Consider the following 12,685-nt stretch of genomic DNA (forward strand, 5'->3'; position numbering starts at 1 on the left):
GTTTTTCTTGTTTTTTTACAGGGAATATGCCGCAATTTCGTTTTCTTCTACTCCAGTTGTGACTAGTAATCTACCTTTTACAATTGAAACATCCGCCGTTGTACCACCATAAATTGGAAATCCATCCACTATACTTCCAGATTTATCCAAGACATATAATTTTTTCTCTTGTGTTTCCGTAATCGTAATGAAAACACCCCTATTAGAATTGAATACCCGTGGAGCCGTATAAATGCCATAAGGAAGTTCAACTAATTTTCCGTTAATCCGCAATAGGTTGTCGTCTAAGGTAACCTTGGTGTTTCCAAGAACCCTAAATTGATAATTATCGGAGACTTGCAGTGATTGCGATGTGACTTTGCCATTTTGGGAAATGGTTTCTTTGGTTCCTTTTTGGGTTATTACGACAAAGTTATCCCCTTCTTTAGCAATAGGCATATCCGAAAAATCGAATGTATTGGAAACACGAACGCGTTCTTTCCCAACACGACTTAGAATATTCAGTTTTCCATTTTCTTCGGCGATGATCAGATAATCCTTGGTTCGCATTCTAATGTGTTGCGGAGGTAAAACGATATTGGATTTCGTTTTTTTGAAGGTGAATCCTGTCACTGTTTTTCCTTTGCTATCATACATATGAACCTCTTTTCCTTGTGTAACCACAAATCGGTAGTTTCTTTTGTTGTCATAATCGAAAATGGACAATGGCTGTGTAATAGGATCTTGAAATTTCTTAGGGAATGGACTCACTGCATTTCCATTTCTGTCCAAGATGTAAAAAGTGTTTGTGGTGGCAAAAGCCAGTTGTTTCTTGCCATTTCGTAATAGGTCTACTTCTTGAATGGTTCCCAAAATGGGACCATCCAATCTTTTTTTCCATAAGGTTTTACCACTGGTGGATATTAGATAGATGCGATTTTCTATATCCTGAACTACAATATCCTTGCCCCTTGTACGATGGTTTGTGAAGAATTGAGGAGCAGCCAATACGGGAGCCTCAAGGGTTTCGGAGAACAACTGGGTTACCACTCCGGATACTTGTTTTTTGGATCCATTGAGTTCTTTGCACACCAAATTAAGATGTGCAAAACCTCGATCATTACTTATTTGAAGGGAAATTAGGGGGTGTCCAGTCACAATTCCTTCGTCCGCGCCAAGAAAAGGCGCAATCCATGCATCTACTTGTCCTTTTAAATTGTAGACCAGAAATGAAGATGCTTGACTCAGATTAGGAACGGCATCTTCATAAGCTGTTGATTTTTCCAAAACAGATCCGTTCTTTATGGCCGTAATCATATTTTTGGCATTTTCCTCATTCTCTGCAAAAACGAAAAAATCCTCCCATTGAAAAAGGATGGTAGGGGTAGCGGTGTGTAACATGGGATATAGCCTCTCAAATAGAGGTGTTTCTTCAGGCGTAAACTGAAATAACTGTATTTCCCTAAACTCCGATAATTCTGTGAGATTGCTATTTAACTCTTCCCGGGTAATATCAGGGTCTATACTCCTTGCGATAAGGTTCGTTCCTTCGTTGGCAACAATACTGCTAATTTCCAATATGGCATCAAAAAAATGTGGCAATGCAATACTGTCGCCATGAAATTGCATGAGGTTGTTCGACAGCAATTCTACATCCTGAAATGTCATGGTCCGTACCTGTGAGGCATTCATTGGAGTTACCTTGGCGATCTCATTTCTTTGCGGTACCAACCCATTGAACAAAGAAATAAGGCTCGGAAGGCTATCCTTATTGGTTAGTACACCTGTCGCTGAAACACTTTTTGGTAAAATGTCCATGGCCATTACGGCCTGGAAAGCCAATCTTATTTGAGAAGAATCGATCGTAACCGGATCTGGTGAAAAGATGGATGATACGTCTGCATTCTGTTTAAGCTGAAAGGCTTTACGTAAGGGATCTTCATCGGATAATGTGCCTTCAATTATGGATTCTATCAATTCATCCGAGGATGAAACCACGAATACGCTGTCCAAAAGAGTACTGAAATAGGGCCTGCCATCCCTTTCAAAAATCTGTATATTTTGTTTTTTAAACGATCGGTTATTTGGTGTTTCCAAGGAATCGAATGCAAAAACCCCGGGATGGTATTTAGTGGCAAAGGTGTATTGAAGGGAATCCGAATTTTTTACAAAAGACAGGACGCTAGGGTGCGATGGATGGAAAGAGCCTATAAATTCAGGATGATCTTTAAGAAAATCGTGTAAAAGTGGATTGGAAAGTTCATTGTAGAGTGAACTGTTATCGAAATCCTTTTTGGCCGTTTCCAAGTTTGCAATCTTAACCACAACTTCTGGATTGGGTGGAAGATAATCGACCAAACTCTCTGTTCTTTTCACCTGTTTTTCACAAGCAGAAAACAATAGGGTTAGCATAACCAAAAACAGGAGTGTGTATGATAGGCGCATACACAAAAATAACAAGCTTTTGGAGGTAATTAAGGGGTTAGGGAAACAGTTTATCGACGGGTTTTCAACATCGAATTATTTGAAATCCAACTTAAGTTGTTCGGGTAGCAATCGAAAGCTTTTACGATGGAACGGGCTCGGACCGTATTTCTTTATCGCTTCCCTATGTTCTTGGGTAGGGTATCCTTTGTTCTTGAGCCAATTGTACATGGGGTATTCTTCATGCAACTGCTTCATATAAAGATCCCTATACGTCTTGGCCAAAATGGAAGCAGCAGCAATATGCAGATACTTGCCATCGCCTTTAATGACACATTCATAAGGGATTTTGGCATAGGGTTTAAATCGATTTCCATCGATCGCAATGAATTGTGGTGTGCTGTTAAGCTGATCAATAGATCTGTGCATTCCGGCAATGGAAGCGTTGAGAATGTTTATCTGATCAATTTCTTCCATCATTACATGGGAGACCCCAAATGAAATGGCGCTTTCCTCAATAATGGGTTTTAGTTCCATTCGTTTCTTCTCGGAAAGTTGTTTGGAATCGGTAAGCCAAGGATGGGAAAAATCATCGGGTAATATGACTGCAGCAGCCGTAACGGGTCCTGCGAGACATCCACGACCGGCCTCATCGGTTCCACATTCAATTAAATCTTTATGAATTTTTAACTTCAACACTCAAAATTAAAAATACACATTTCCGTTTAAACATTTACCTTTGTTGACTAACAGCTTTTATAAATGATTAGGACACTTTTGCTACTTTTCTTCTTCAGTGCTTCGGCAATGGTGTTTTCACAAAATATTCCGAGCCAATTTCAGAATAAGGGAGCTAAGGGTAAACCTGAAAAACCACCCATTGAGTTGTACAAGATTATTTCTGCGGATAGGGACACCACATTTGTAGACACAACACTTTCTGTGCAAAGGGAATACAAATTCAACTATTTGCGAAGGGACGATTTCGAATTACTTCCTTTTTCCAATATCGGTCAGACATACAATTCCTTGGGATATACCTTTGACGCACTTAACCTGATGCCAAAATTTGTGGCTCAATCGCACCATTTCAATTATATGGATGCCGATGATATGAGTTATTACAATGTCCCTACGCCCCTTACGGAGATCTATTTTAGAACCGCCTTTGCTCAAGGGCAGCAGTTGGATGCTTTTTTTACCGTGAATACGAATGAACGTTTCAACTTTTCTATTGCCTACAAGGGTTTACGTTCTTTGGGGAGATATCAAAATGTGCTAACGAGTACAGGGAATTTCCGTTTTACAACGAATTACCAAACCGAGAACAATAGATATCGTCTTAGGGCTCATGTAGCGGCACAGGATATTTTGAATCAGGAAAATGGAGGGCTCACCCAAACATCTATAGATCTATTTGAGGCTGGCGATCCAGAATTTGATGATCGTGGCAGATTGGATGTAAACTTTGAAGATGCCGAAAACAAATTGGAGGGCCTTCGCTTTTGGGGATCCCATGAGTACGAGCTCGTTTCCAAAAAGGATAGCCTTAATTACTCTGTACTTACCCTTGGCAATACCATAAGTTTTGAGGAAAAGGATTTTAAGTACGGTCAAACAGCTGCCTCCGATCTTTTGGGGGAGGCTTATGTTAGTTCAAATCTGCTTACACAAACAAAGTTGGAGGATTTTCGGGTAGAAGGTAATGCCACTTTCAATAATTCTATATTGGGAGAGCTGTCTGCGTTTATTGGATATACCGATTATAATTATGGATACGATTCGGTGTTGGAATTGGATGAAGGCCGAATTACCAATAGATTAAAGGGAAACCTGGTACAGGCAGGTGCGAGCTATCGCAAACAGTATAAGGGATTCGATATTTATGGGAAAGGTGCCATAAACATTTCAGGTGATTTCGATGGAAACTATATAATAGGTGGTGCATCCTATCAATTTGATGAGGAAAACGCCGTAAAAGCGCAAGTGAAAATTCACAGTGCTGCTCCAAATTTTAATTTTCTGCTCTATCAGAGCGATTACGTAAATTACAATTGGCAGAATAATTTCAACAATATAAAAACCCAAGAGTTGAAATTGGAAATCGCTTCAAAAAAATTGTTGGATGCCGAAATAAGTTATACTGGAATTGACGACTATACGTATTTTACGATTAAAGCAAATGATAGTACTCCAACACCGCAGCAATTTGGGGATCGGGTAGATTATGTAAAGGTAAAGGTGGGAAGGGAGTTCCGTTTGGGGAAATTTGCATTGAACAATACCATTATGTTTCAACAGGCGTTAAGCGGTGAAGAGGTATTCAATGTGCCCGAAATCGTTACGCGACAGTCTATCTACTATCAAGACGAATGGTTTAAGAAAGCCATGTTCCTTCAAACAGGGATCAATTTCAAATATTTTACGGCCTACAATGCCAATGGATATGATCCTGTGTTAGCTGAATTTTATGTGCAGAACGGGCAGGAAATTGGTGGATTTCCTTTAGTAGATATTTTCTTTAATGCCAAAGTGCGACAGACAAGGATTTATGTGAAGTACGAGTTTGTCAATCAACTATTCAACAGTACCAACGATCATTTCTCGGCACCGGGATATCCGTATCGCGATGCGTCCATACGTTTTGGTTTCGTTTGGAACTTTTTCCTATAATCATGTCATTGGAGATTACACATACCCAACTGAAAGACCTTGATGCCGCCTGCCGATTATTTGATGATGCCATAGCCTATCAGAAGCAAAAAGGATATCCTGAGTATCGCAGTAATGATAGGGAAGGGGTGAAACAAGCCATCGCCAAGCAATTACATTATAAGGTTTTGATCGAAGGGGACCTGGCTTGTGTATTCAATATCGTGTACAATGATGTGCCCATTTGGAGAGAGAAGGATAAAGATGATGCCATTTTTCTTCATCGGGTTATCACTGCACAGAAATACAAAGGACAGCGATTGTTTGCTCATGTTTTAGAATGGGCTATAGCTTTGGCTAAAAGTAAGAACAGACCTTTTGTTCGTATGGATACTTGGGATGATAACCCAGATTTGGTCAATTATTATAAAACCTTCGGCTTCGAGGTGGTCGAACATTTTGTGGCACCCCATGATCCTATGGTGAGTTCAAATTGTTGGGGGAATAAGGTGGTATTGTTGGAGTATCGTATTACTGAATAGTATCGGGAATTACATCGAAAATCCTTTCCACAACCGTGTCCAATACTAAACTATCCCGAACTTTTGAAATGTCCATCTCCGTTCGGGTTGGCCATACATCTTCATCCTTTAGTCCCTCACTGGTCTTCCAGGTTTCCCCTAACTGATCCAGAATGCTCATCTCCCATTGCGAAGGATGCTTGGCATCGATCCAAACCACATCACGGTATTCACAATCGATCAAGGCCAAGTCTGGCGTAGCCGCACCGTCAAATTTTTTGCTGTCGTCTTTTTTGGCAGCAATGGTACTAAGAACGAACAACCGTTTTCTTCCTGCAATTTCCTTTACGAAAGGCCTAAACTCTACAGGTTTGTTGACACTCCAGTCATATTCCTTGCGTGATTCAATCACTTTAAGTGGCATTGCGCTTACACCGGCCATTCCTTCCTTTTTGGCGGCGTGATTGTAATAGAATAATTTATCCGTCCCATCAGCAGGGATCATAACGCTAAAGGAAAGACTGGTTCGTTCTTCCCCAATGGGTTCCAATCCGAACCAATGGTAAAGGCCGCTATAGGCGTCATTTTCCATAGTGTCCCAATTAAAATCGGTTACGAAGGGTTGTTGGTTCTCATCATCCTTTAAATCCGGAATTTTTACTGCGGTTTGTTTGTTCCAGGGTAATGGATCTGTAAACCCTCCTAAAAACTGTAGGGATTGGGCCTGCAATCGGGATACTTTCTCGGAAAGGGTATTCTGCCTTGTTAGAAAGGGATAATTTTGTATTTCCGAAGGAGGAATGTACGTTCCTTTCCCTATAAGGATGCGCTCCATATAGTCTGAAAAATCATGTTCGCCCTGCTCAATGACCATGACACCACCATAAGTAGGGTATGGAAAAAAGAAGCCTTTGTATTTTACCAGACTAACCACCTGTACCCACTTTCCCGTATCATTCTTCATATAAAAAACATCACTCGGCTGATGGGTAAAGAGTTGAAAGAAATTAAGTCGTTGTATTACGGCATTATAGGTATTTCGGCTAAATGCCAAGGACTGTCCTATAGAAAAAGTAACGGGTACCCTATTGTCTCCCGAAAAACGTGGAAAAGGGGAAGTGCTTTCTACAGCAAAAAGCTCTTCGGTGTTATCGTTCATTCGCTGCCATGTGTAATCCTTCGAAGGCTGTACAGCCATGGTCCATTGATTCGTGCTATCTACCCTAATTAAATGAGGAATGGTCACCTCTTGGGTTTCTCCCACACTCTCGTAAGCCATGGTAAGGATGTTGTTGAGGGGTTGAATGCGTTCATTTTGTGTTAATGGGAGTTCATGTATTTCTACCTTATTTAAGTCGCTATAAATATTATAGCTCTGCATAAATTCGTAGAGCTTTAGTTTGTGTCCAAAAAACCAACCCGTAGCAAAGAATGCAATGATTCCCAGAAAGATAAGAATACGACGACCTGCCGAGGGCGCCTTTCGGAATTTGGAAATGGTAAAAAACAGAAAGAGCAGCCCAACCAGTATCATGAATACAAATCTCCTAAGAAAAAGTAAGGCGGGTTGATAGTCGTCCCGTAATACAAATAACAGGATAAGCAATAGTAAACTTCCCAGGATCGTAATGATCTTTTGCTTGCGTCCTTTATTCCAATATCTTTTTAACATGGTATATCGTTTACTGAGGCTTCGATACAGCTGTGCCTAAAGCACTGCCACTCGGCCTCCATAGGTTAGTTATTTTATCATTCCCTTGTCTTTCAATCGGTCACGGGCGCTTTTCTTTGTTTCGGGTTCCGACGTATCCGAAGCAGGTTCGTTTGTAACGGTTTCGGAACTTGTCACATCTGAATCACTTTCTGGCTCATCATCGCCTTTTAAGTCTTCGACAAACTCCTTTCCTTTTTGATAAGCTTCCTCCGCTTTTTTCTTAATGTTTTCTTTGGTCAATTCTTCAGAAGCCACGAAGAACATGGAAGCGACATAGGTGCCGATCAAAGTTCCTACGATAGCAGAAGCGAAGTATTGAATGTAAAAGCCATTGATAGGTGTAACAAAAGCTACAATTACAGCGGCTACAACGAAAAGTACGGTTACCCATACCAAGCGCATCAGGAAAGGTTGTATGTGTACAAAGCCCTTTTTGTTATCTGCCTTCATTTGAAGGTCCTTGGAGTGCATTAGTTTGTTGAAAAACCGATACAGTTTGTTGTTTTTCGATTCGCGAACATACCAAACGATCCCGAAAAGGATGGCGGCAATAAAAACGATTATTTCTATAGTCATGCGTTATACTTTTTGTTTTCATCTAGGATGCATTGTATCACCCAGTCTTTGTATGAGTCTTTCCACGTAGGGAATGTTTCGTAGAAGGTCTCCTTGTCATACCAGTAAAGGTGCAAGGGATCTAATGGAATTATTTTTGTAAGCAGCATCCACACCAATTCTTCTTGTTCTTCCTCTAAAGAAGAATGTGGCTCTAACAGGGCCTTGGTGTATTGAAGGTCTACGACTTCGTCTATTTTTAGGTCACGTTCTACAATTTTACGCTGATTGTACAGTTCTACACTCATCAATTGTTTTCGTGTCTCTAAATCGATATCATTCAAGTACTTTTTGAAGAGGAATGGACTTTCCAAAACTTCATGTAAGGGATGTTCCACATTTTCCAAATGTGCTACAAACCTATGTTTTTTAATGCGCTCGTAACGTTTTGTTTTAGCTGCCTTTTTGATATCGAATTCAGTAATACGATAATTTACCAAGGCAGAGGTAAGTTCGTTGTGTGAAGTGTGAAACAAGGAGACTTCATACACTGTATTCTTAATCGCCTTATTGAACATTTCCAAATCCTCGAAAACTATAATGTCGTTTACAAAATCCCTCAGGACGAATATGCCGCCAAAGGCTCTGGTGTAGAAAGACCCAATATCTAAGCTAATGGGTTCCAGTTGCAGGTTTCGGCTACGTAAATCTCCATATTGCTTGGCCGATTCCAATAACTTGTTATGAAGATTTCTGTCTATGAAGTTGTTGCCTTCATTGAATTGACTCACCAATTCCAATTGTTCTTTTTGTTTTTCCTGAAGACGGTTTAATAATCGAAAACTCACAGATAGCTTTTTGTAGCGCAGCAGATCGAAAGGTTCGTAATAGGCGTCTATATTCTGATCTAAATGCACGCATACGGCAGAATCTTTCGTGATATCCCGAATCTCTTTGTCATAGGCAGCAAAAATAGCGGTCATAATGTCCCTGTCGAAACTATGAAAGGGCATATGTACTGCTTTATCCTTTTGTTTGGGGGAGATAATAATGGCATTGCTATTGGCTTCCCCAATATTGAGATAAAAATGATCTCCTTTCTCTTCGGCAACTTCTGGACTCCATCCCATCCCATCTATGGAGAACGATTTCAACTTGGTTTGCGAAAGACCTAACATAGACAGGCAACCGTTGTAGCGTTCCGCTAACGATCCAGATACCTTAACCAAGGCGTCCCCGTATAATCCTGCTTGTTTTAGTTTTTCCATAATTAGCTCGTTTCGAAGCTTTTTTTAGTTATTCTATTCCCAAAATTTCCATTTTTCTGGGAGGTATTTGTAAAGCCCTTTGTCATAAGCATTCCAATAAAGCAAGTCTGTTCCACTCCAAAAAACGTTAATCTCTTCATCTAGCTCAAAAGATCTTGTGATATTATTTGCAAACTTTAGCTTTCTAGGAATGGAATCTTCATCACTACCAATCTTAACATAAGGATACTCCAGCATGGTGTGATCATTTCTCATCGGCCCCTTTTCCGAAATATAGGAAACTACTTTTGCATTGAGTTTCTTAGATGCTTTTCTTTCGTTTATAAATCTTATTTTTTCATTAGTTAAATAAATCAGTATAATTACTGCTACAACTGGTATGAGTACTATAGATACCATGGAGGTTATAATTTCTATTGTCCTTCCTCAAATTGCCTTCTGGCTTCCTGCTGTATGTTCAAGTCATTCACCCGCTGATCTACCTTGCGTTTAAAGTCCGTATCGGCTATGGTGGCCACATTATCCAGATAGCGCACTACTTCTTGTCTTCTAATGTCTGAAAAGCTCAAGCCTTTCATATTGCTTTTCATTAGTTCCTGAAGCATTCCATATTTGGTGTCATAGTCTTTTCTGAAATAATCATCCGGATTTTCGAACCAATCCTGTGGCAAGTCGAAATCGGTTAATCTCAGGGACACTGCACTTTGAATGTTACGGATATCCCGGGATGAGAAAAACGGAAATGCTTTTTGAATGTTCTTGTACAATTCTGCATAGAATAAGTGTTCGTCCGTTTTAAACTTGCCTTCCACCGAGTCATAAATTTCCAATACTCGTTCTTCTGTCGGTTTTTCAGCCTGTTGCAGTATCTCGCCTAAATTTTTGGCCAACCCCTGCTCGCTCAAATAGGTATAGTCATTCGGGTCACTCATGTTTACAAATCCTGGCATGGTTTCATTGAGGTTTCGCCACCATAAATAATCCTGATCCACAAAATCGGGAATGGTTCTGGCTCCATCAATCTTAAATCGCCCTTGTACACGGGAAATGACTGCTTTGTCTAACATTTCAGGAAGGTTGGTAAAAAGCCCGATGGAACTATTTCCATAATTCACCGCATAAGCTCCTTCCGTATACCGAAGGAAAACACCTATCACTTCCTTTACCCCGGCAGAAACCCCTTGTGCGGTTCGCTCTTGAAGGTTGTTCTCGGCATCGTCAATAGGAGCGAAAATGAGCTTGGTTGGATCTTGCAAAGGCTTCATCCACTGAACCATTTTCTCGGCAGATCCACCTTGAAAAGTCGAGATCAAAGTATCCGGCATGGGATGAAACAGAAATGGTATGTCCAAATTATCGCAATGTTCTTTGAGTCGGGTGGCAATGGCAGCAATTAACATACTCTTTCCCGTTCCTGGAATTCCGTACCCCATAAATACAGGCATAAATCCTCCCAATTCCTGAAACGGATTCATTTTGGCTGTAAAATCATAGCTCATCAATCGTTCCGTTAGACGACGGGCAAAGTGTTTTGCATCCCGATTTCCAACAATCTGTTCGAATTGTATTTTATTGAATTCTACACTTACGGCAGTTCCCTCGAACACGTTTTCCCAACCGGAAATGGCAAATTCGCTGTTTTCCAGTTTATAGGTTCTATCGGTAATGGTTTCGGTATATTCCAAAGAGCCCAATCGCAATTGGATTTCGGCTATGATCGCCTCAAAATACACCACGGTAAAATCGATTACATCTTTATCCTTAGTAATAATCTCGGGATGGTTTAAGTACTTGTCATAGTAGAAAAGCACACAGGAAATCCCCTTTAAAGGCGATAGTAGGGAAATCTCCGGAATACCGGCAAATTTGTTTTTCAATACGCTAAGGTCATCTGACGCTTTGGGTTTTAGTTCGAACAAAACTCTACAGGCAATACCAAAAATCATGAAAGCTGTGGCTGTGTGTTGTTTGGAGTCGAATTCCCTACGTTGAATATTATCCAGGGAAGACTTTCGTTCGTTCAAATTGCTCAAACCTGATGCGTCCGAATAACTATCCTTAAGCCATATACCCAATGTTAATCCTTCTTGAAGCCCAAACAGTGCCTCGTTAAGGTGTAAGGGTATGGCCACCGAATCTGGTAAGAGCCGTTTTTTCAGTGCCAATACACTTTTGGATACTGAGGTCACACTGGTCGAGGCTCCATTTCCAGTTGCTTTGGATAAGTATAATAAAATGGACTCATCCTTTGCGTTTTTATCGCGGTTTTTGGCCTTCATTCCTTGGTCCCATTGCACCCCTTTTAAATAGGACGTGGCTTCATCCCTTAAAGTGGCGAGTTCGGAATGTTTTATAGGAAATGTAGTGTTGTGCTCCATATTACAGTGTTAATTCGGGTATTTCTATGGGTTCTTTTGTTAGTTGATTGATGCTTTCGGGAATCTTATCATATAGCGTTTGCATTACCCTGTGAGGGGCAAAAAGGTAAGCTTCTGGTTTTTCCTGTTCCCACATTTGGAATTTTTGTTTACTGAAAAAGTTTCCTTCGGTAAATTGTCCAGTGGACACAATCTCTTCAATGGAAAAGCTCATGGCATGGGCAGCTAGCGACAGGTTCTTTTGAATAATCCCTTCCAATATGACATGGGTAATTTCCAATTGGTCTTTGGCAAACACATTATGTAATGGCCCAACATCCAGCTTCCTGAACTTTTTGGGCATGAGTTTGGGCAATTTCTTGTCAATCGCATAGGCCATCATATCCAGGCTCATATTACGGTCGGCAGTTTTTTCCAGTACTTCATAAATCTTCTCGGTATACTCGGTTACTGAGGTTTTATCCAAATCGAAGTACATGAAACATATAAATGGGCGATTATGGGTTACATCGTAAAATCCCCAACTGGTTAAATAGGGAGCCGTAGGATTATTTTCGATTTTCACTATTTTTCCCTGTACAAACCTCCGAAAGATATAATTCTTTTCAACCGAGGTGTAATACACTATAGAAGCTGCCTGTTCTAGTTTCCTTTTGGAGACAGGTTCTTTGTACTTCAATAAACTTTCCAGAAACTCGGCTTTTAAGCTCTCAGGATCCGGGAGCTTGGCTATATGTTCCTGTTTTAGCGCTAAGTCGTTAACGAGATATCTAAACTCTAAGTAATTTGGGAACCCAGATTCGGTTAGATCCACCTTCATTTTTTCCTCCTCATCGTATAAATACTTTACCCGGAATGCCTCTAGCGAATACAATAGTAATTCTGCATATTGTTTGAAAAAGGAAATCTCCAATGGATTGCAAAGTTCATTCTCAACCATACCACGTACCGATTCACTAAAGGCATGTTGCACAATTTTAAAATAGGCGTCGTACTGTTCCTTATTTTCAAGGATAGCACTATCTAATGGTGTGACTATTTGGTTAATGGATGACATTGGACTTTTATTGTAAAAGCATGTTTTATGGTTTGAACCTGAAAATTTATTAGTTAAGTCTGGTCGAGCACTCTTACTCCAAAGCACAAACGATGGAGTGGAGGCGAGACCTAATATTTTGATTTATGAAATTGTAC

General features: G+C 40.3%; 10 protein-coding genes. 2 read left to right on the top strand and 8 right to left on the bottom strand.

Features of this window, described 5'->3' with window-relative positions:
- Positions 1 to 15: 15 nt before the first annotated feature.
- The gene (locus AC6JAD_RS09810) at positions 16 to 2,424 is read right to left on the bottom strand and encodes a hypothetical protein (RefSeq protein ID WP_461305009.1); all 2,409 of its coding nucleotides are present in this window, start codon (positions 2,422 to 2,424) and stop codon (positions 16 to 18) included.
- 75 nt (positions 2,425 to 2,499) lie between these two features.
- Complete coding sequence (gene rnhB, locus AC6JAD_RS09815) at positions 2,500 to 3,102, bottom strand: ribonuclease HII (protein ID WP_461305008.1); 603 nt, start codon at positions 3,100 to 3,102, stop codon at positions 2,500 to 2,502.
- A 63-nt stretch (positions 3,103 to 3,165) separates the two neighbouring features.
- Between rnhB and AC6JAD_RS09820 the strand changes: the two genes are divergently transcribed.
- The gene (locus AC6JAD_RS09820; RefSeq protein ID WP_461305007.1) at positions 3,166 to 5,076 is read left to right on the top strand and encodes a putative porin; all 1,911 of its coding nucleotides are present in this window, start codon (positions 3,166 to 3,168) and stop codon (positions 5,074 to 5,076) included.
- Between the two features lie 2 nt (positions 5,077 to 5,078).
- A complete protein-coding gene (locus tag AC6JAD_RS09825) occupies positions 5,079 to 5,597 on the top strand; it encodes a GNAT family N-acetyltransferase (protein ID WP_461305006.1) in 519 nt (172 codons plus the stop codon).
- Here AC6JAD_RS09825 and AC6JAD_RS09830 read toward each other — a convergent pair.
- The 6 genes from AC6JAD_RS09830 to AC6JAD_RS09855 all read right to left on the bottom strand — a co-directional run bounded on the left by AC6JAD_RS09830 (position 5,587) and on the right by AC6JAD_RS09855 (position 12,548).
- Positions 5,587 to 7,248 carry a hypothetical protein gene (locus tag AC6JAD_RS09830; protein WP_461305005.1) on the bottom strand — a complete coding sequence of 554 codons (1,662 nt, stop codon included), beginning with the start codon at positions 7,246 to 7,248 and terminating at the stop codon, positions 5,587 to 5,589. The two genes, AC6JAD_RS09825 and AC6JAD_RS09830, sit on opposite strands and share 11 nt — an antisense overlap.
- A 69-nt stretch (positions 7,249 to 7,317) precedes the next feature.
- Positions 7,318 to 7,866 carry a hypothetical protein gene (locus AC6JAD_RS09835; protein ID WP_461305004.1) on the bottom strand — a complete coding sequence of 183 codons (549 nt, stop codon included), beginning with the start codon at positions 7,864 to 7,866 and terminating at the stop codon, positions 7,318 to 7,320.
- Positions 7,863 to 9,113 carry a DUF6638 family protein gene (locus AC6JAD_RS09840; RefSeq protein ID WP_461305003.1) on the bottom strand — a complete coding sequence of 417 codons (1,251 nt, stop codon included), beginning with the start codon at positions 9,111 to 9,113 and terminating at the stop codon, positions 7,863 to 7,865. The genes AC6JAD_RS09835 and AC6JAD_RS09840 overlap by 4 nt, the downstream gene beginning before the upstream one ends.
- Before the next feature lie 33 nt (positions 9,114 to 9,146).
- Positions 9,147 to 9,512 (bottom strand): hypothetical protein, encoded by a 366-nt coding sequence (locus AC6JAD_RS09845; RefSeq protein ID WP_461305002.1) that lies wholly within the window; start codon positions 9,510 to 9,512, stop codon positions 9,147 to 9,149.
- Between the two features lie 14 nt (positions 9,513 to 9,526).
- Positions 9,527 to 11,491 carry an AAA family ATPase gene (locus AC6JAD_RS09850; RefSeq protein ID WP_461305001.1) on the bottom strand — a complete coding sequence of 655 codons (1,965 nt, stop codon included), beginning with the start codon at positions 11,489 to 11,491 and terminating at the stop codon, positions 9,527 to 9,529.
- Between the two features lies 1 nt (position 11,492).
- Positions 11,493 to 12,548, bottom strand: coding sequence for a hypothetical protein (locus AC6JAD_RS09855; protein WP_461305000.1), 1,056 nt, complete (start codon positions 12,546 to 12,548; stop codon positions 11,493 to 11,495).
- Between the last annotated feature and the right edge of the window lie 137 nt (positions 12,549 to 12,685).

This window comes from Aureisphaera sp. (assembly GCF_059726885.1).